This window comes from Streptomyces sp. NBC_01296, from assembly GCF_035984415.1.
In the GTDB taxonomy this organism is placed as follows: Bacteria; Actinomycetota; Actinomycetes; order Streptomycetales; family Streptomycetaceae; genus Streptomyces.
Window position 1 is genome coordinate 38,055 of sequence record NZ_CP130721.1, and the last position, 18,874, is coordinate 56,928.

Here is an 18,874-nt window from a genome sequence, read left to right on the forward strand (position 1 = left end):
GTAGGGTCCTGGGGTGGTTTTAACTATTACTTTTTGGGAGGACGGGCCGCCTCGGAGACCGTTAACGGCGTTAACGCCGTTAACGGTCGGCAAGGGCGGGGGCAGGACCACGGGATCAGGACCAGGGGGTGCCGGCCTGCTGGCGGGTGGCCAGGTTGAGGCGGTTCCAGATGTTGACCGTGGAGATGGAGAGGATGAGGGCGGCGAGCTGCTGCTCGTCGTAGTGCTTCGCCGCCTCGTCGTAGACCTCGTCCGGGACCGCGTTGCTGCGGTCTGCGACGCGGGTCACGGCCTCCGCCAGGGCGAGGGCGGCGCGCTCGGCATCAGTGAAGTAAGGAGTGTCGCGCCAGCCGGCGATCGCGTGGATCCGCTCGTCGGTCTCGCCGAGTTTCTTCGCGATCCGGGGGTGCATGTCGAGGCATACGCCGCAGGCGTTGATCTGGCTGGCCCGGATGTGGGCGAGCTCGAGGGTGCGCTCGCTGACGCCGGTGGCGACGACGGCCTTGCCAATGGCCGTCAGGCCGGCCATGGCACCGGGGACGACGAGGGCGGGGTTTCCCATGCGTGCGGTCATTGCGGTCTCCCGTGGGTGGGTGCGGTTGCTGCGTGGTCGGCTTCGCTTCGTTGTCTTCACTGCACTGACGGATGGGCGGGCGGGAGTGTGACCGGCTGGGGGAGATTTCTTCCGGCGGGCGTTAACGGCGTTAACGCCGCGACCGCCGGAAGTGTCGGGCGGTTCGTTGCGATGGGGGTGCACGCGCTGTTCGGGGCGAGGCGGCGGCGGAGCGGATGCGGGAGTTCGCGGTGTCTGTGCTGCTGCCGCTGTTCTTCGTCGGGAGCGGGCTGAAGACGGACGTGGGGCTGCTGGGCGGCGGCACTGCATGGTGGTGGGCGGGGTGACGGAGCTGGTGGTGCTGAACGTGGCGCTCGGGCTCGGGGTGATCGGGGCGGAGCTGTTCACGGCGCTGGTGCTGATGGCGTTGGTGACGACGGCGGTCACCGGGCCGGTGGTACGGGCGTTGCGGGAGCGGGAGGCCAAGGGGGCGGTCGGCCTTCGGCGTTAACGGCGTTAACGGCGTTAACGCCGTCAACGGTCTGCCGCCGGGTTGGCGCCCGGCGTTAACGCCGTTAACGGTCCGTCCGGCTGGTGCCCGGGGCGTTAACGCCGTTAATGGTCCGGGCCCCGGCAGGCGTCCGGCGCAACGGTCCTCGCTGGGACAGGTCGGGTTGCCGGCGTTAACGGCGTTAATGCTCCCGCCCGGGTGGGCCTTCGGCATTAACGGCGTTAACGGTGGTCAGGCACCCCCTAACCTGCCCGCATGAGTGATCTTGGGGAGTGGGCGCACGCGTTTCGGGTTGATGTGGCCGAGCGGGAGCTCGAGGACCTGGCCGAGCGGCTGGATCGGGTGCGGTGGCCCGATGAGTTGCCGGGGGTGGGGCGGGCTTACGGGATGCCGCTCGGGGAGTTGCAGGAGCTCGTGCGGTACTGGCGTACCGGGTACGACTGGCGGGCCGCCGAGGCGCGGTTGAACGAGTGGCCGCAGTACACCACCGTCATCGATGGGGCTCAGGTGCACTTCGCGCACGTGCGCTCGCCCGAGCCGGATGCCACGCCTCTGCTGATGACCCATGGCTGGCCCGGATCCTTCGTCGAGTTCCAGCGGGTGGCCGGGCCGCTGACCGATCCGCGGGCGCACGGTGGGGATCCCGCCGATGCCTTTCATCTGGTGTTGCCCCACATACCGGGCTTCGGCCTGTCCGGGCCGACCCGGGAGACCGGCTGGGAGTTCAAGCGGGTCGCGCGGGCCTTCGGGGTGCTGATGGAGCGGCTCGGGTACGCGGAGTACGGGGTGCAGGGCGGGGACTGGGGGGCCGCCGTGTCGCGGGAGCTCGGGAGGATCAGGCCGGGGAACGTGGTGGGGGTGCACCTGAACCTGTTGCCCGGCGGCGGGGCGACCGAGAAGCCCGGGGCCGAGGAACTGGCCGGGCTGAGTGAGGCGGAGCGGGAGCGGACGCTGGCTTCGTGGGAGCGGTACCGGGTCTGGGCGCGGGAGCGGCAGGGGTACGCCGACATCCAGGCGACCCGGCCGCAGACCCTCGCGTACGGACTGAACGACTCGCCGGTCGGGCTGCTCGCCTGGATCGGGGAGAAGTTCGCCGAGTGGAGTGATCCTGGGTGCCCGATCGACCGGGACCAGATGCTGACCAACGTGATGCTGTACTGGCTGACGGGGACCGCCGGGTCCGCCGCGCGGATCTACTACGAGCGCGCGCATGCGGACTACTACGGACTGCCCCCCGAGGTGTCGGCCACGCCGACCGCGTTGGCCGACTTCCCCCGCGACAATTTCGTTCCGCTGCGGCACATCGCCGCGCACACCGACTCCGTCGTGCGCTGGACCTCGTACGAACGGGGCGGGCACTTCCCCGCGATGGAGGTGCCGGAGCTGCTGGTCGGGGACATCCGGGCCTTCTTCCGGGGGCTGCGGTCCGGGAGGTGAGGTCCGGGAGGTGAGGTCCGGCATGTGAAATGGCGCGTGCGGGGCGGCGTACGGCTGTGATCATCGCCTGATGATCGACGAACAGCGGACCCGGCCCGTGCTGGTGGGTGACGAGCGCGCCACCCTGACCAGCGTTCTGCAGTGGCAGCGGGACACCCTGATGATGAAGTGCGCGGGGCTGACGGACGAGCAGTTGCGGCGCAAGGCCGTCGCGCCGTCCGGGCTGTCCCTGCTCGGGTTGGTCCGGCACCTGGCGGAGGTCGAGCGGAGCTGGTTCCGCAACGTCCTGAACGACGAGGACGTACGCGGCTACTTTCCGAAGAACGAGGCCGGGGAGTGGACGGACTTCCACGTCGAGGACGCGGACCCGGCCGAGTCGCTCAAGGTCTGGGAGGAGACGTGCGCGCGCTCCCGGGCGATCGTGGACGCCGCCGGGTCGCTCGATGTGACGGGGCACTACGGCGACGAGGCGTACTCGCTGCACTACATCCTGGCCCACATGATCGAGGAGTACGCCCGGCACAACGGGCATGCAGACCTGCTGCGCGAGGCGATCGACGGCGTGACGGGGGAGTAGCCGCCGCCCTCAGGGGATGCGCGGGGCGGTCACGGCGTCCAGGGCGGTGAGGGCCACCGGCCACGGGAAATGGGACGGGGCGTCGGGGCCGGCCGGGCCGGGGACGAAGCCGTCCTCGCCGTAGAGGACGGTGACGCCGGCGCCGCGCAGGGTGGCCAGGGACTGGTCGAACTGGGGGTGCACGGCGAGGGCGGCATTCGTGCAGGGCATGGTGACGACGGGGGTGCCCTTGCCGATCGCCTCGGCGGCGACGCCGATGGCGAAGCGGTCGGTGAGGCCGAGGGCCCAGGAGTTGAGGGAGTTGAAGGTCGCCGGGGCGAAGAGGATGGCGTCGGCGGCCGGCCATACGTCGGGCTCGCCGGGGAGCTTGTACTGCCAGCGCACGGGGTGACCGGTCAGGGCGGCAAGGCCGTCGAGGCTTCCGGCGAGCCAGTGCGCGGCGGTCGGGGTGAGGCCGAGACAGACGTCCCAGCCGCGGGACTGGGCGTCCTCGACGACGTGGGCCACGTCGAATACGGGCGGGGCGGCGGAGCAGAGCAGGTAGAGCGTCCTCGTGGGGGTCATACCGCCATGTGATCACATGAGTTGATCTCGACCATAGTTGAGGTGGCGCGATCGGCCATACGGGTGAACGTCGCATGGCTGTGCGGATCGTTGTTCCGGTGACTTTTCCGAGATCTTTGGCTGCGGGCGATGAGTTTCGGGCGGGGCCGGCGTCTACCTCTGTGACGGCGAAGCACGCACGACGTACGGACAGGAGCACCGCAGAGATGAGCGAGCCGGTGAAGGGCCCCGCCAGCTACTTCCCTTCGATCGAGAAGAAGTACGGACGTCCCGTCGCGCAATGGAAGGACCTGATCCGGTCCTCTCCGCTGAGCAAGCACATGGAGCTCGTCTCCTGGCTCAAGACCGAGCACGGACTGGGGCACGGCCACGCCAACGCCCTCGTCGCGCACACCCTCGGCGAGGACGCGGGGCGGGCCCGAGCCTGAGGGGCTGCGCCGCCGTGTGCGGGGGCAGGGCGTGGACGTACGCGTATGGAGCTGAGCTTTTCGGCGATGTTCCGTCTCGCGGCGCCGGGCTTGACTGGAGCCATGACACGGACACCGCAGCACACGAACTCCGCCGACCCCGCCGTCCTCGTCATCGGGGGCAACGGCAAGACCGGCCGGCGCGTCGCCGAGAAGCTCCGGCTCCAGGGCCGCCCGGTCCGGATCGGCTCCCGTACCGGAGCCCCTGCTTTCGACTGGAACGCCCCCGTCACCTGGGGCCCGGCGCTGGAGGGCGTCGACCGGGTGTACGTGACCTACTACCCCGACCTGGCCTTCCCGGGGGCCGCCGAGCAGATCGGCGCGTTCTCGCAGGCGGCCGTGGCCGCCGGGGCGCGCCGCCTGGTCCTGCTGTCCGGCAGGGGCGAGGAGGCCGCGCAGCGCGCCGAGGAGAGCCTGAAGGCGTCCGGCGCCGACTGGACGGTCGTCAGGTCCAGCTGGTTCAACCAGAACTTCGACGAGAGCTTCTTCCTGGAGCCCGTACGGGCCGGGGAGATCGCCCTGCCGACCGCCGACGCCGTGGAGGCCTTCGTCGACGCCGACGACATCGCCGACGTGGTGGTGGCCGCGCTGGGCGACGACCGGCACATCGGCGGGACGTACGAGCTGTCCGGACCGCGGCTGATCAGCTTCACCGACGTCGCCGCCGAGCTGTCGAAGGCGACGGGGCGCACGATCACGTACGTCCCCGTCTCCCAGGAGGCGTACCGGGCGGTGCTCCGCGAGCACGGCCTGCCGGAGGAGTTCGCCGACCTGTTCACGCTGATCCTGGACGGGCGCAACGCGCATCTGGTGGACGGGGTGGAGGAGGTGCTCGGCCGGAAGCCGAAGGACTTCGCCGAGTTCGCCCGTGACGCGGCGGCGACCGGTGTCTGGGACGTCTGAGTCCCTGTCGCGGGGCAGGGCGCCGGGAGAGGATGGGCCCATGGACACGCTGAGCGGCCTCCTCGAAGGACCCAAAGCCCGGGGCGCCTTCCTCCTCAAGTCCGTTTTCAACCCGCCGTGGGCGGTGCGGATCGAGGACAGGGCCCCGCTGTCGGTGGTCACGATGGTGCACGGGGCGGGCTGGCTGCTCCCCGACGGGGGCACGCCCGTGCTGATCGGCCCCGGGGACGTGGCCGTCGTACGGGGGCCCGAGCCGTACACGCTGGCGGACGCCCCGGGAACGCCGGTGCAGATCACGGTGGACCCGGACCAGCGGTGCAGCACGCAGGCGGGCGAGGACGTCAGCGAGTCCATGGCGCTGGGGGTGCGGACCTGGGGCGCGGAGTTCCAGGACGCCGGGTCGGCGGTGATGCTGAGCGGCACCTACCAGGCGCCGAGCGAGATTGGCCGCCGGCTGCTGGGCGCGCTGCCGACGGTGCTGGTCCGACCGGCGGCGGCCGCGGACGCCACCCTGATCGGGCTGCTCGCCTCGGAGATCTCCCGGGACGACCCGGGCCAGGAGCTCGTCCTGGACCGGCTGTTGGACCTGCTGCTGATCGGGGTGCTGCGTACGTGGCTCGCGGACCCCGGATCGGGGGCCCCGGGCTGGTACCGGGCGCAGGGCGATCCGGTGGTCGGGCGGGCGCTGCGGCTGCTGCACGAGAACCCGGCCCACGGCTGGACGGTGGAGGAGCTCGCGCAGAAGGCCGGGGTCTCCCGGGCCTCGCTGGCGCGGCGGTTCGCGGAGCTGGTCGGGGAGCCGCCGATGGCCTACCTGACGGGGTGGCGCCTGGCCCTGGCGGCCGATCTGCTGCGGGAGCCGGACGCCACGGTGGCGACGGTGGCCCGACGGGTGGGCTACAGCTCGGCGTTCGCTCTGTCGACGGCCTTCAAGCGGGTCCGCGGGGTCAGCCCGCAGGAGTTCCGTACGGGGGCCGGCGCCCCGGCCGCCGGGCCGCCGGCCGCGGGGCCCCCGCGCACGGTGGTCCTGCCGGACACGGCTTAGGCGGGCGGGAGGTCCAGTACGCCGACGGTCTGGCTGCCGCTCGCCTCGCCGGTGAGGCGGAAGCCGAGGCCCAGGTAGAACGGCTCGGGGGTGCCGGGGCCGGGCTCCCAGGTGACGTACGCGCGGTCGGCGCCGCGGCGCCGGAGCTCGGCGGCGACGGCCCGGACCGCGAAGCGGCCGTAGCCCTTGGCCTGGTGGGCGGCATCGACGTTCAGGCGCCAGATGCCCGAGCGGATGTCGGCGGGGTCCCGCTCCGGGGCCCAGGCGATGTCGACGAAGGCCATGACGAAGCCGACGACCTCGTCGCCGTCGACGACGGCGCGCGGCCAGGCGGTTTCCCCGTGGACGTAGGCCTCGGCCAGGGACTTGACCACGGGGGAGACGAGGTGGGCCTGGTCGGGGCGTACCCGTATCGCGCACACCGCGTCGAAGTTGGCTGCGGTGACCGGCTCCAGGCGGAGTGCGGAGGTGCTCATGGCCGCACCCTACCGAGGGCGTGTCCTGCGCAGGCACCGGAAATTTCGAGACGAGATCAGAACCCGTGGCAGTACGCCCGGATCGACCGGACCAACCAGAGGGGAGCCTCTCGTGCAGACGCAGACGAACACAGCAGGTGGCCGCAACCGGATAGCGACCGTCTGGCTCATGGTCTCGACCGTGCTCGTGGGCCTGATGGCGGGCCTGTTCTTCGCCTTCGACGTCTCGGTGATGCCGGGGCTGGCGCGGGGCGACGAGCGGACGTACGTCACCGCGATGCAGAACTTCAACGCGGTCATCGACGGGAACGGGCTGTTCGGCACCGTCTTCGTGATGGCCCTGCTCGTCGCCGTCGCCTCGGCGGTCCTCGAGTACCGCAAGGGCCGGCGGGGGGTCGCGGTGTGGGTGGGGGCGGCGGCCGCCCTCTACCTCGTCATGCTGGTGATCACCTTCACCGTGAACATCCCGCTGAACAACGAGCTCGCCGACGCGGGCGACGCGGCGAAGCTGACCGACTTCTCGATCGTGGAGAAGTTCAAGGGGACCTGGGTGACCACGAACATCATCCGCACCCTGCTCTGCACGGCGGCCCTGACGGCCCTCGCGCGGGCGCTGGTGCAGTACGGGCGGGCCGCCGCGCGCTGAGCCGCGACGGCGTCAGAGGCGGCCGTGCAGTACGAGGGCCCAGGCCAGGCAGCCCAGGGCGATCGTGCACAGCAGCGTCCGCCAGCGGTTGGCCGGCACCCAGCGCGACGCGAAGGCCTGCCGGACGGCGGCCGGATCGGCGATGCGCTCGACGGGGCCGGCCTGGTCCAGGGCGTTGTTGAGCGGGATGTTGACCCGGCCGGTGACACCGAGCTGGAGGGCGTACGCGACGAGCGCACCGATCAGCGGCGGCGCCGCCCCGGCTGCCCCGGAGGCGAGGTGCAGGGCGAGCGCGAGGCCCGTGAACAGCAGGGAGCCGAGGAAGCCGATCATGAACCAGCCGTTGACGATGGCGACGTTGATGCGCTGCATGACCGCGATGAACGTCCGGTCGTCCGAGCGTCCCAGCGCCGGCATCACCGAGACGTCGAAGGCGAAGAACAGGCCCGCCATCAGGCCCGTCGTGATCGTCGCGGCGATGAGTGAGACGAGCCCTGCGATGTCCACGTCGGTTTCCCCCTGTTGGCGGTCTGCTCGGCGCTGCTCGTGGTCCGTACGCGGCCTGCGCATGGTCTGTTCGCGGTCATGCACGGGTCATCGAATCGTCAAGGCTGCCGATGGTAGGGGCAGTGCGGCCGCGTGTCGCGGGGGATTCGCGGGGATGTCCGCCGTCCGGGGAACGGAAGCCCTCCCCGGAACGACTCTCTGGGCGGTAGCCTCCGCCGGGGGCCGGGGCCGTTTTTCGGAAACATTTTTCCGAAAAGGCGTGTCCGGAGCGCGCTCTGCTCGGAGGCGTCCGGTACGCGCGGTCCCGCGGACACCATGCACCTGCCGTCGTCTACGCACCGCGCACTCCCTGGAGGGACACACGTGAAGGACTCGAAGGACAGGCTGGAAGACCTGCGGGCCGAGATCGAGCGCCGCAACCCCGCGCAGCCCGAGTTCCACCAGGCGGTACGGGAGGTCCTCGAGACCCTGGCCCCCGTCTTCGCCGCCCGGCCCGAGTACGCCGACCCGGCCGTGGCCCTGGTGGAGCGGCTCACGGAACCCGAGCGGCAGATCCTCTTCCGCGTCCCGTGGCAGGACGACCGGGGCCGCGTCCACGTCAACCGCGGCTACCGCGTCGAGTTCAACAGTGCGCTCGGCCCGTACAAGGGCGGCCTGCGCTTCCACCCGTCGGTGGACATCGGCGTGGTGAAGTTCCTGGGCTTCGAGCAGATCTTCAAGAACGCCCTGACCGGCCTGGGCATCGGCGGCGGCAAGGGCGGCAGCGACTTCGACCCGCACGGCAGGTCGGACGCCGAGGTCATGCGCTTCTGCCAGTCCTTCATGACCGAGCTGCACCGGCACATCGGCGAGCACACCGACGTGCCTGCCGGGGACATCGGCGTCGGCGGCCGCGAGATCGGCTACCTCTTCGGCCAGTACCGGCGCATCACCAACCGCTGGGAGGCCGGCGTCCTGACAGGCAAGGGCCAGGGCTGGGGCGGCTCCGCGATCCGTCCGCAGGCGACCGGCTACGGCAGCGTGCTGTTCGCCGCCGAGATGCTGAAGGTCCGGGGCGAGTCGCTGGACGGGCTGACCGCGGTGGTCTCCGGCTCCGGCAATGTCGCGCTGTACACGATCGAGAAGCTCCAGCAGCTCGGCGCGAACCCGCTGACGTGCTCGGACTCGAAGGGCTACGTCGTCGACGACAAGGGCATCGACCTCGCGCTGCTCAAGCAGATCAAGGAGGTCGAGCGCGGGCGCGTGAGCGAGTACGCGGCCCGGCGCGGGTCCTCGGCGCGGTTCGTGCCCGGCGGGCGGGTCTGGGAGGTGCCGGCGGACGTCGCCTTCCCCTCCGCCACGCAGAACGAACTGGACGCGCAGGACGCCCGTACGCTCGTCGCGGGCGGGGTCAAGGCGGTCTCCGAGGGCGCCAACATGCCGACCACTCCCGAGGCCGTACGGATCCTGCAGGAGGCCGGGGTCGCGTTCGGGCCCGGCAAGGCGGCCAACGCGGGCGGGGTCGCCGTCAGCGCCCTCGAGATGAGCCAGAACGCCGGGCGGGTGGCCTGGAGCGCGCAGCGGGTCGAGGAGGAGCTCGCGGGCATCATGCGCTCGATCCACGCCGTCGCGTACGAGACCGCAGAGCGGTACGGGGCCCCGGGCGACTACGTCACCGGCGCGAACATCGCCGGGTTCGAGCGGGTCGCGGACGCGATGCTGGCGCAGGGCGTCATCTGACCGTAAGGGGCCCGGGGCTCCGGCCCCGGGCCCCTTACGGGGCGCCGCGCGGGTGGTGTGGCGCGGCGCGGCGCCGCTGGGCGGGCGGGAGCGGGCTTCGACTCCGCCTCGAGCGCAGGCGGGCCGGTGTTGCCCGGTGGGCGGGACCCGGGCCGTAGCCTGGGGCCGACCAGGCGATGAGAACACCGAGGGGGACGTGACCGTGCTGACCGCTTTGGACGGGGTGTACGGCGACCGGAAGGACGCGATCGGCGTTGCGGGGCGGACCGCCTCGTACGAGGAGCTGCTGGGCGCCGCGCGCGCGGTGGCCGCCGACGTGGCCGGGGCGAAGGCCTTCGCGGTGACCGCGACTGCCTCCCTGGAGACCGTCGCCGCCATGGTCGGCGGGCTGCTGGCCGGGGTGCCGTTCGTACCGCTGCCGCCCGATGCCGGGCCCGCCGAGCGCGAGCACATCCTGCGGGACTCCGGGGCGGTGCTCGTGGACGTGGACTTCGCCCGCCGCTCCGACTGGAACGGGCCCGCCGCCGCGCCGGAGGACCCGGCGCTGGTGCTGTACACCTCCGGGACCACGGGCGCGCCCAAGGGCGTGGTGCTGACCGGCGCGGCGCTCGCCGCCGACCTGGACGCGCTCGCCGAAGCCTGGCAGTGGAGCGCCGAGGACACGCTGGTGCACGGTCTGCCGCTGTTCCACGTGCACGGGCTCGTGCTCGGCGTGCTCGGGGCCCTGCGCACCGGCAGCCGCCTCGTGCACACCGGGCGGCCGACGCCCGAGGCGTATGCGGCGGCGGGCGGGAGCCTGTACTTCGGGGTGCCGACCGTGTGGTCCCGCATCGCCGGGGCTCCGGAGGCGGCGGCCGCGCTGTCCGGGGCCCGGCTGCTGGTTTCGGGCAGCGCCGCGCTGCCCGCGCCGGTCTTCCGGGACCTGGAGCGGCTGACCGGGCTGCGGCCCGTGGAGCGGTACGGGATGACGGAGACGCTGATCACCGTCAGCGGGCGTGCGGGCGGCGAGGTCCGCCCCGGTACGGTCGGCACCCCGCTCCCGGGGATACGGACCCGGGTCGCGGCCGAGCCGGGCGCCGAGATCGGGGAACTCCAGCTGACCGGGCCGACGTTGTTCGCGGGATACCTGGGGCGTCCGGAGGCCACGGCGGCCGCGTACACCGAGGACGGGTGGTTCCGTACGGGCGACATCGCGGCCGTGGACGAGGCGGACGGGGTGCACCGGATCGTGGGGCGGGCCTCCATCGACATGATCAAGTCGGGCGGCTACCGGATCGGCGCCGGGGAGATCGAGAACGCGCTGCTGGACCACCCCAAGGTCAGCGAGGCCGCGGTGGTGGGGGTGCCGGATGCGGACCTGGGGCAGCGGATCGTCGCCTTCGTCGTCGCGGAGGGCGTGAGCGGCGCCGAGCTCACGGAGTTCGTCGCCGCGCACCTGTCCGTGCACAAGCGGCCGCGCGAGGTGCGGTTCGTGCCGGCGGTTCCGCGCAACGCGATGGGCAAGCCGCAGAAGAAGCTCCTGCTGACGGGGGAGTTCGGCCCGCAGGCCGGCTGAGGGCGCGGGGCCTGAGCCCGGGGCCGGGGCCGGGGCCGGGGCCGGGCTAGCGGGGTTCCCGGACCAGGTGGCGGGCCAGGAGCTCCAGGGCCTCGGTCACCTCCGGGAGCCGGGCTGCCGCGGTGCTGCCGAGGGCCTTCGCGAGGGCTTCCTCGACCTTGGAGGAGCCCGCGGCCCGGACAGCGGCCACGCGGTCGGAGACCGTCGTGGCCGGGCGGACCAGCGTGCGGCGGCGGTCGGCGGGGTCAGGGGCCGTCCGGACCGAACCGGCCTCGCGGAGGCGGGCGACGGCGGTGGAGACCTGGCTCTGGGGCAGCCCGGTGCGCTGGGCCGTCTCGCCGACGGTGGTGTCGGGGTGCGCGGCGATGTCCCCGGCGACGATGACCACGGAGCGGGTGCTGCCCGCGTACTGGCCCGATCCGCCGGGGGGTTCGGGCAGGGCTTCCTCACCGAGCTTCATCAGGGCGCGGCCCAGCAGGAACAGTTCGATTCCATCCATTCATCGCGCAGAGCGGGGAGGGGGATGCCGGCCGCACCGTCGACATGGTTCCCCATCTCACCGACACCTTCAGGGTCCTGACCTACGACCGCCGCGGTCTCTCCCGCAGCCGGCTCGAGGAGCCCGGGCGGACCACGTCGCTCGCGGAGCACGCCGAGGACGTGCACCGGCTGCTGGCGGTCGTCACCGACGAGCCCGCCCTGATGCTGGGGTGCAGCATGGGCGCCCTGATCGGGCTGCATGTGGCCGCGCGGTATCCGGGACAGCTGAGCACCCTGGTGGCTCACGAGCCGGTGGCCCCGCGGCTGCTGCCGGCGCAGCTGCGGGACCGTCACGAGGCGGAGCTCGCCGGGCTGCAGGAGCTGTACCGGGCGAGCGGGCTCAGCGGGGTGTTTCCGGAGATGGCCCGGGTGGTGGGCATAGACCCCTCCCGGCAGGACGCCGAGCCGGGCCTGACCCCGCAGCCGATCGACGACCAGCGGCGGGTCAACTTCGGCTACTTCATCGAGCACGACCTGTCGGCGGTCATCGAGGACACCCTCGACCCGGCCGAACTGACCCGCACGCAGACCCGGATCGTCCCCGCGGTCGGCGCCGACACGCCGGCCAGGGTGTTCGACCGGCGGTGCGCCACCGAACTGGCGGACCTTCTGGGCGCCGAGATACAGACCTTCCCCGGCGGGCACAACGGGAACACCACGCACCCCAGGGCCTACGCGGAGAAGCTCCGGTCCCTGCTCGCCACGAGGCCTTGACCCAAGTCGCTTGCTTCCTGCTAGACCCCCGGCCCAGGCGGGCTCGAGCAGCCCGGAAGGGGCGGGTGCGGGGGCAGCGACTGAAGGGGAGCGACTGAACGATCGCTGGGTCGCTGCAAGCGGTTGGGGAAAGGTGCAGGTCAGAGGGCTGATGTGGATGCGGCAGCGACTGAAGCGACTGAAGGCTCAGGTATATGGAGACATTGGCGTGCGTGCGCGTGTGTGCGCGTGTGCGTCATATATAGGCGACTTGAGTCGCTTCGGTCGCTGTTCAGTCTTGCGCAGGCCTGTGACCTGGTGTTCTGTGAGCTGCTCGGCGAGCGACTGAAAGAGATTCGGTAGCTGACCGTTCAGTCGCTCGGTCGCTGGGGCCCCCTGTGGACACGCACACCTGTTCTGGCTCATCTGCCTCTCGTCCCTCAGGGGTTTCGCTAATCTGATTTTGGGCGTTGAGTCGCTTCAGTCGCTGATGGGGGAAGTGAATGGCAGCTGAGCTGCGGGTTTCGCGCAGCGACCCACGGCAGTTCACCAGAGCTGCAACGGTCGCATCGCGGCCTTTGACGACTGCCAGATGGTGTGCGCGTCAGGGGTGGCCGGTTCACCCCCTTGCCTCGGGCCGCAAGACGCCGGTGGGCAACTGCGACGGGTGCCGCGCCCCGGGCCACAACCGGGGGGCGTGCGACTGTCTCCGGGCGGGCCGCTGGTGCCATGGATTCCATGCAGCCACGCTCGACTTCGAACGGATCGAGCAGTGGTGGGGTGCCCGCCCCGAGCTCGGGGTCGGTGTCGCCACCGGCCCCGCAGGCCTGGTCGTCATCGACATCGACGCGCACGCGCGCGAACTCCCCGACCGTGAACGGCTGCTGCCCGGTGTCGGGATATCCGACACGGTCGACCTGACCGGGCTGGCCAACGGCTTCCACACCCTGGGCGTGCTGGCGGCGCTGCGGGGCGCCGCCAGTCCGGCGGACGACGAGTCGACCCTGCGCGTGCGCACGCCCTCCGGGGGCCTGCACGTGTGGTACCGCAACGCCGGAGGCCACCGCTGGCAGTGCTCCGCGGGATCGGGCGGCAGCCGGGCCCTGGCCTGGCAGGTCGACGTACGGGCGCACGGGGGGTACATCGTGGCTCCGGGGACCGTGACCCCGGCGGGCGTCTACCGGCCCGTGGGGGCCACGCGCGTGCCCGCGCCGCTGCCGGGCTGGCTCGCCCGGGAGCTGGAGCGCACCGGGCACCTGCCGTCGGCGCCCTCGTCCCCGGCGGTGTCCGGGCCCCGGCCCGTGCCGCCGCGCGCCCGGCAGGCCGTCATCGCCGCGGGCGGCGAACGCGGGGCTTCGGAGCGGGTCCTGGCGGGGGTCCTCGCCGAGGTCGCCGCCTGCGCAGCCGTACCCGAGGGGGCGGCGTTCTCCGAGAAGCTGAACCGCGCCGCTTACACGGCGGGCGGACTGGTCGCCGCGGGGTACGTCACCGGGGCCGAGGCCGCCCGCGCCCTGCAGGAGATGGCCGAGCGGGCCCGCCCCGGGCAGCAGCGTCGGTGCAGCGCCATCATCAGCGGCGGCATCGGCGCGGGTCTGGCGCGCCCGCTGGCGCTCGGAGGCCGCGTGTGAGCGTGGAGAACGACAGCATGCTGTCCGGCTTCGACGTGCAGGCCGTCGCCGCGCAGATCCTCGCGCAGCCCGTCCCGGCTCCCCAGGAGTCCGTGGAGACCATGGAGTTCGGCGATGCCCGGGGCTCCCACGCGGGCGCCGCCGGCATCGCGGCGTCCGCCGGCGAGGCGACGGCGGACGGACTGCTGCCCGACACGCTCAGCGACCGTGGCAACGCCAAACTGTTCGTCAAGCTCTACAACAACGACTACCGCCACGTCCCCGGCATCGGCTGGTTCCGGTGGGACGGCACCCGCTGGCAGATCGACGAGGACGACACGGTCGTATGGGCCGCCGGGGACCTGGCGGAGAGCATCGCCGCCGCCGACCCCCGCGGGATCCACACCTCGGCCGCGCTGCAGCAGCACCGCCGCCGTGCGCTCAGCACCAGCGGGATGAACGCGATGCTCACCCAGGCGAAGTCCGCCCCGGGCATGGTGCTCAACGCGGCCCGGCTGGACGCCGACCCGTACGCGCTGTGCACCCCCGCGGGCGTCGTGGACCTACGCACCGGGCACATACGCCTTGCCGAGCCCACGAAAGACTTCCACTCGCGCTCCACCTCGGCGGCGCCCCGGCCGATGCCCACCCCGCGCTGGAATCGCTTCCTGACCGACACCTTCGGCGAGGGGGCCGAAGGTGCGCAGATGATCGACTTCCTGCAACTGCTCCTCGGCTACTCCGTCACCGGCGACGTGGGTGCGCAGGTCATGCCGTTCCTGTTCGGCTCCGGCAAGAACGGCAAGTCCGTACTGCTGGACGTCCTGATGAAGCTGCTCGGCGACTACGCGGACGCGGCGCCCCCCGGGTTCCTGATGGCCCGCCCGTACGAGGGCCACCCGACCGACCTCGCGGAGCTGCACGGCCGACGGGTGATCGTGTGCAGCGAGGTCAAGCCGGGCGACCGTTTCGACGAGGCCCGCGTCAAGCTGCTCACCGGCGGCGACCGCATCAAGGCGCGCCGGATGCGGCAGGACTTCTTCAGCTTCGAGCCGACGCACAAGCTGTGGCTGCTCGGCAACCACCGCCCCGAAGTGGGCACCGGCGGCTTCGCGTTCTGGCGGCGCATGCGGCTGATCCCGTTCGAGCGGGTCGTCTCCGACGACCGCAAGATCGACAACCTGGCGGACATCCTCGTCACCCAGGAGGGTCCGGGCATCCTCAACTGGCTGATAGAGGGGGCCCGTCGGTACCTCGGCGGCGACAAGGACCTCACGGGCCCCGAGCGGGTCCGCATCGCGACCACGGCGTACGCCGAGACCGAGGACCACACCGGGCGCTTCATCGGCGAGACCTGCCGGCTCGAACCCGACCTGCGGGCGGAGCAGGCCCGGCTCTACGCGGCCTACAGGAGCTGGTGCCAGAATGAGGGGGCCCCGGCGATCTCTTCCCGGGCCTTCGCGGCACGCGTCCGCGAGGTGGTGGGGCTGGCGTCGCCCAAGGAGATGATCCTGTCCAACCAGCGCAAGTACTACCCGGGCATCGGCCTGCTCGCGGACGAGGAGACAGCATGAGCGCCCTCATCGCAGAGGACGAGATCGTCCACGAAGTGGACCTCGTCTGGCTCGAGGACATCAGCCGGCTCGACTACGTCCGCCAGAGCCTCGACCGGCTGCCGACGCGGCGGGGCAGGCCCGCGTACCACCGCGACGGCCGGATGGTCGGGTACGCCCTGCTGGGGCCGAAGGCCAAGCCGTCGCGCTCCTCCGGCACCTTCCGGCGGCGGGTGTTCTGGCTGCTTCCGCACGACCGGGACACCGCCCCCGACGGGCTGTACGCGCGGGGGGCGCCGGCCGAGGCCGTGGACGCCCGGACGCTGGGGCCGGGCATCAAGGGCCGCAAGACCGAGCGCTCGGAGGGCGGCCCCATGTCCTCGGCGATGCGCGAACTGCGGCCGTAGACCGGCCAGACGGTGCCGCCCGCGGCGGGGCAGGGGGCTCGTCTTCGCACTGGACGACAGGGAACTGCACAAGGTGGTCGGGGAAGGTGCGCGGTACGGGGTGGTTCGCTTCGTGATCGTCCTGATCGGGCCGACGCGGACGCAGTCACCCCATGAGGCAGCGCCGTCCCGTTCCCTTCACTGACACCCGTGCGCCGCGAGCGGCGAGTCGGCGGCGCGACTCGCGGCGGCCGGGTCAGAAGGCGGCGCTCTCCTGGTAGTGGTCGAGGTAGCCCGCGTTGGCGATGGGGACCTCGGCGAGGTACTCGTCCGGCAGGTCGAAGGCGTCCACGAGCGTCATCATGTGCGGGGCGAGCTCCGCGAGGACTGCGTCGATCGTCTGGTGCAGACCGAGTACGTGCTGCACCGTCAGCCGCTGCTCTGCGAGCAGGTCACCGGTGTGCTGGCGCAGCTGCTGGAGCAGGAACAGCCTGCACAGGTTCGAGAGCAGCTTGCGGGTCGTGGGGTCGGTCGCCTGCCCCGCCGCCTCTAGGAAGGCGTCGGCCGCCAGCCTGCTTGCATGGGCCGAGACCATCTCCAGCGCGGCGCCGGAGGACTCGTTCCAGCGGCCGACCGGGTCCCCGGAGGGGCCCTGGCGCAGTGCGATGCGGGCGCGTGCCTGCCAGGTCCGTTCGACGGAGGCGAGCAAGTCGCGCAGGAAGCGCAGGTCCGTCAGGTCGCGTTCGGCGGCCGGCCGGGTGTCCGAGCTGATGGGGCCCACCTGGTGCCCGAAGACCATCTCGGCGGCGGCCTTCACCCATATCACCAGGTTGTCGCCCTCTGCAGTGATCCCGCCCTCGATGTTCCCGGGCAGGTCCGAGATCCTGTTGGCGGGGAACAGACCCTGCGCGCCGCACCGTTCGCGGGACTCGGTCGTGATCTCCCGCGCCTGCCAGGTGATCCAGCCCTTGGCGACGGCGACCAGGCGCTCCACCTCTTCACGCTCCGCTTCCTGGTGCGCGACGAAGCGGTCCATCACCGTCCGGTGCAGAAAGGTCATGGCGTAGGCGTTCGCGAGGGAGTGCAGCAGCCGGCCGTGGTGGCTGCGGTGGCGGACTACCGGGATGCGTTGGCCGGTCTTCGGGCCGCCGACGTGCCGGTGGTGCGCATAGCGCACCGCTATGGCCAGCGCGGCCCGTGCCATGCCCAACGTGCCGGCGCTCATGCAGAGCTTGCCCGCGGTGACGCGGTTGACGGAGCGCAGGAAGCGCTTGCGCCGGTTTCCCAGCGCGCTGGTCAGCGTGCCGTCCTCGTCCAGCCGGCCGTGGTCGGCCTCCAGCATGGCCTCACGCGGCAGCCATACGTGGTCGAAGGACGTGAGGCAGTGGTCGACCGGCGTTCCCGTGCGGTGCGGCAGCTGGCGGACGGTGACCCCGGGCAGGTGCCCGGCGTGGTCGCTCAGCGGGGTCAGGAACAGGAAGATGCCCTGGTCCTCGCCGTCGACCAGGAGCCGAGCCGCGACCACGGCGCTCTTCGGACCGCCGATGAGGCTGGTGTTGGGCATGAACTTGCGCGCACCCGGATTGGGTGTGTTCAGGATGAAGCCGTCCGTCGCCCGGTCGAAGACGGCGACGGTCTGCAGTGAGGCGACATCGTTGCCGTGTGCCAGCTCGGTGCACAGGAAGGTCCCGATGCGCTGCATCGAGGTGAAGGCGGACAGTTCCCGTCCGTAGAAATCGTGGTCGAGCAGGCTCCCCATGAAGAGGTTGTAGTGGATGCTCGCCATGGTGCACAGGCCCCCGTCCACGAACCCGGTCCACTCGTGGAGCCCGGCCAGCAGCCGGGCGTCGTGCGCCAGCGCCGCCGGATCGTCGACCGTGCTGTTGACCAGACGCAGACGCTCGTAGGAAACCGCCGTCCGCTCGTCCGGAGTCAGCTCCGGAAGGTAGGAGAAGGCCTTGCCGGCGAGGAGTCGCCGCCAGCCCCCGTGGACCCGCTCGCGGTCGTCGCGGTCGAAGAGCAGGTGGGTCAGCTCTTGGGTGGCAGATCTGGGGCGAGGCTTGGTCGAGCCCCGCTGAGCAGGCAAAACGCTGATCGGGGCGGGGTGGCGGTCAACCACACCATTCCCGCTGCGTCGATAGGTCTCCGCATACTCACGCGTCAGTGCCAACATCGGACCATCCCCCCGTTAGGAACCGAAGTACAAGTTACGCAGAGCCCAAAGATACGAACTAACCGGTTTTGTTTTCAAGACCTGACATGAAAAACCGGTGCCCTGGTTTTTTTCTCGGAAGGCGGATATAGTCGAGGATGGCTTGGTTGGCATTTCGGCTGACCAGGGGTGATATCGGACGGTAGCGCGGTGAACACGCCGCGTGAGCACGGGGGAGAGTGCAAACCTGGCGGTTTGTTCTTGTCCCGAGTGGTAGCGGAGGATGTATGGCGCGGCAAGAGCGAGCCATTCGTACACGGCAGAAGATCCTGGTCGCGGCGGCGGAGCTGTTCGACGAGGTCGGCTACGAGTCCGCGACGATCTCCGAAGTGCTCAAGAAATCCGGGGTGACCAAGGGAGCGCTCTACTTCCACTTCACCTCGAAGGAAGAGCTCGCCCAGGCAGTGCTGGCCGGGCAGGTGGGAGCCCTGCCGCCGGTACCGGAGTCGGAACTGTTCCTGCAGCAGAGCTTGGACGAGGCACTGGTCCTCGCCCACCTGCTGCACAAGGGCGACCCATTGGTACGGGGGAGCGTGCGGCTCACTGTGGACCAGGGCACCCCGGTCGACGGCCTGGACCGCCGCATCCCCATGCAGGGCTGGAACGACCACAATACGGCGCTGCTCACCCGTGCGAAGGAGTGCGGGGAACTCCTTCCGCACGTCGACATCGAGGCCACCGCCAAGATGTTCACCGGCAGCTTCACCGGCGTCCAGGTTCTCTCGAAGATCATGACCGGGCACGCGGACATGGTGGAACGGGTGACCGACCTGATGCGGACGCTGCTGACCGCGATCGCCATGCCCGGGGTGCTGGTGCGCCTCGACTTCGCCGCGGACCGCGCGGAGCGCGTGTACGAAGCGGCCGTCAGGCTGCGCGCCGCGAAGGCCGAGGCGGCGTCCGAGGCGGCCTAGCGCCGTCGA

The 18,874-nt window shown here is 71.4% G+C and carries 20 protein-coding genes; 14 read left to right on the top strand and 6 right to left on the bottom strand.

The features are described 5' to 3' along the window. Nucleotides 1–115 precede the first annotated feature (115 nt). Nucleotides 116–574: a carboxymuconolactone decarboxylase family protein gene (locus tag OG299_RS40695; RefSeq protein ID WP_266636715.1), complete on the bottom strand. Its 459-nt coding sequence runs from the start codon at nucleotides 572–574 to the stop codon at nucleotides 116–118. Nucleotides 575–896: 322 nt separating this feature from the next. Here OG299_RS40695 and OG299_RS40700 point away from each other — a divergent pair, with 322 nt between their 5' ends. The 3 genes from OG299_RS40700 to OG299_RS40710 all read left to right on the top strand — a co-directional run bounded on the left by OG299_RS40700 (nucleotide 897) and on the right by OG299_RS40710 (nucleotide 3,078). Next, a complete protein-coding gene (locus OG299_RS40700) occupies nucleotides 897–1,064 on the top strand; it encodes a hypothetical protein (RefSeq protein ID WP_327364726.1) in 168 nt (55 codons plus the stop codon). Between the two features lie 255 nt (nucleotides 1,065–1,319). Continuing rightward, nucleotides 1,320–2,501 (top strand): epoxide hydrolase family protein, encoded by a 1,182-nt coding sequence (locus OG299_RS40705; protein WP_327364727.1) that lies wholly within the window; start codon nucleotides 1,320–1,322, stop codon nucleotides 2,499–2,501. Nucleotides 2,502–2,571: 70 nt separating this feature from the next. Next, nucleotides 2,572–3,078 carry a DinB family protein gene (locus tag OG299_RS40710; protein ID WP_327364728.1) on the top strand — a complete coding sequence of 169 codons (507 nt, stop codon included), beginning with the start codon at nucleotides 2,572–2,574 and terminating at the stop codon, nucleotides 3,076–3,078. A 9-nt stretch (nucleotides 3,079–3,087) separates the two neighbouring features. Here OG299_RS40710 and OG299_RS40715 read toward each other — a convergent pair whose 3' ends face one another. Next, on the bottom strand, nucleotides 3,088–3,642 hold the full coding sequence (locus OG299_RS40715) for a flavoprotein (RefSeq protein WP_266636710.1): 555 nt from the start codon (nucleotides 3,640–3,642) through the stop codon (nucleotides 3,088–3,090). Between the two features lie 206 nt (nucleotides 3,643–3,848). Between OG299_RS40715 and OG299_RS40720 the strand changes: the two genes are divergently transcribed. The 3 genes from OG299_RS40720 to OG299_RS40730 all read left to right on the top strand — a co-directional run bounded on the left by OG299_RS40720 (nucleotide 3,849) and on the right by OG299_RS40730 (nucleotide 6,057). Further along, entirely contained in the window at nucleotides 3,849–4,070 is a 222-nt protein-coding gene (locus OG299_RS40720) for a DUF4287 domain-containing protein (protein WP_327364729.1), read from the top strand. Nucleotides 4,071–4,172: 102 nt separating this feature from the next. Then, on the top strand, nucleotides 4,173–5,012 hold the full coding sequence (locus tag OG299_RS40725; protein WP_327364730.1) for an NmrA family NAD(P)-binding protein: 840 nt from the start codon (nucleotides 4,173–4,175) through the stop codon (nucleotides 5,010–5,012). 40 nt (nucleotides 5,013–5,052) lie between these two features. After that, a complete protein-coding gene (locus OG299_RS40730) occupies nucleotides 5,053–6,057 on the top strand; it encodes an AraC family transcriptional regulator (RefSeq protein WP_266636704.1) in 1,005 nt (334 codons plus the stop codon). On the opposite strand, the gene OG299_RS40735 is transcribed toward OG299_RS40730, so the two are convergent. Beyond that, the gene (locus OG299_RS40735; RefSeq protein WP_327364731.1) at nucleotides 6,054–6,533 is read right to left on the bottom strand and encodes a GNAT family N-acetyltransferase; all 480 of its coding nucleotides are present in this window, start codon (nucleotides 6,531–6,533) and stop codon (nucleotides 6,054–6,056) included. The two genes, OG299_RS40730 and OG299_RS40735, sit on opposite strands and share 4 nt — an antisense overlap. A 112-nt stretch (nucleotides 6,534–6,645) precedes the next feature. On the opposite strand from OG299_RS40735, the gene OG299_RS40740 reads away from it, so the two are divergent. Then, complete coding sequence (locus OG299_RS40740) at nucleotides 6,646–7,179, top strand: anthrone oxygenase family protein (RefSeq protein ID WP_327364732.1); 534 nt, start codon at nucleotides 6,646–6,648, stop codon at nucleotides 7,177–7,179. Nucleotides 7,180–7,191: 12 nt separating this feature from the next. On the opposite strand, the gene OG299_RS40745 is transcribed toward OG299_RS40740, so the two are convergent. After that, nucleotides 7,192–7,770 carry an anthrone oxygenase family protein gene (locus OG299_RS40745; RefSeq protein ID WP_327364733.1) on the bottom strand — a complete coding sequence of 193 codons (579 nt, stop codon included), beginning with the start codon at nucleotides 7,768–7,770 and terminating at the stop codon, nucleotides 7,192–7,194. Nucleotides 7,771–8,001: 231 nt separating this feature from the next. Between OG299_RS40745 and gdhA the strand changes: the two genes are divergently transcribed. Together gdhA and OG299_RS40755 are read left to right on the top strand one after the other, a co-directional pair. After that, nucleotides 8,002–9,405 (top strand): NADP-specific glutamate dehydrogenase, encoded by a 1,404-nt coding sequence (gene gdhA, locus OG299_RS40750; protein WP_327364734.1) that lies wholly within the window; start codon nucleotides 8,002–8,004, stop codon nucleotides 9,403–9,405. A 202-nt stretch (nucleotides 9,406–9,607) separates the two neighbouring features. Continuing rightward, nucleotides 9,608–10,960: an AMP-binding protein gene (locus OG299_RS40755; protein WP_266636700.1), complete on the top strand. Its 1,353-nt coding sequence runs from the start codon at nucleotides 9,608–9,610 to the stop codon at nucleotides 10,958–10,960. Between the two features lie 46 nt (nucleotides 10,961–11,006). On the opposite strand, the gene OG299_RS40760 is transcribed toward OG299_RS40755, so the two are convergent. Further along, the gene (locus OG299_RS40760; RefSeq protein WP_327364735.1) at nucleotides 11,007–11,459 is read right to left on the bottom strand and encodes a MarR family transcriptional regulator; all 453 of its coding nucleotides are present in this window, start codon (nucleotides 11,457–11,459) and stop codon (nucleotides 11,007–11,009) included. Nucleotides 11,460–11,503: 44 nt separating this feature from the next. Between OG299_RS40760 and OG299_RS40765 the strand changes: the two genes are divergently transcribed. From OG299_RS40765 to OG299_RS40780, 4 genes are all read left to right on the top strand, one after another. Continuing rightward, nucleotides 11,504–12,214 (top strand): alpha/beta fold hydrolase, encoded by a 711-nt coding sequence (locus OG299_RS40765; protein ID WP_327364736.1) that lies wholly within the window; start codon nucleotides 11,504–11,506, stop codon nucleotides 12,212–12,214. Between the two features lie 482 nt (nucleotides 12,215–12,696). Continuing rightward, entirely contained in the window at nucleotides 12,697–13,821 is a 1,125-nt protein-coding gene (locus OG299_RS40770; protein WP_327364737.1) for a bifunctional DNA primase/polymerase, read from the top strand. 101 nt (nucleotides 13,822–13,922) lie between these two features. Continuing rightward, on the top strand, nucleotides 13,923–15,374 hold the full coding sequence (locus tag OG299_RS40775) for a DNA primase family protein (RefSeq protein ID WP_442817621.1): 1,452 nt from the start codon (nucleotides 13,923–13,925) through the stop codon (nucleotides 15,372–15,374). After that, on the top strand, nucleotides 15,371–15,760 hold the full coding sequence (locus OG299_RS40780; protein ID WP_327364738.1) for a DUF6009 family protein: 390 nt from the start codon (nucleotides 15,371–15,373) through the stop codon (nucleotides 15,758–15,760). Before OG299_RS40775 ends, OG299_RS40780 begins: the two co-directional genes overlap by 4 nt. A 235-nt stretch (nucleotides 15,761–15,995) precedes the next feature. Here OG299_RS40780 and OG299_RS40785 read toward each other — a convergent pair whose 3' ends face one another. Continuing rightward, nucleotides 15,996–17,825, bottom strand: a complete 1,830-nt coding sequence (locus tag OG299_RS40785) for an acyl-CoA dehydrogenase family protein (RefSeq protein WP_327364739.1) — start codon at nucleotides 17,823–17,825, stop codon at nucleotides 15,996–15,998. Nucleotides 17,826–18,178: 353 nt separating this feature from the next. Between OG299_RS40785 and OG299_RS40790 the strand changes: the two genes are divergently transcribed. After that, a complete protein-coding gene (locus OG299_RS40790; RefSeq protein ID WP_327364740.1) occupies nucleotides 18,179–18,865 on the top strand; it encodes a ScbR family autoregulator-binding transcription factor in 687 nt (228 codons plus the stop codon). Nucleotides 18,866–18,874: the final 9 nt, after the last annotated feature.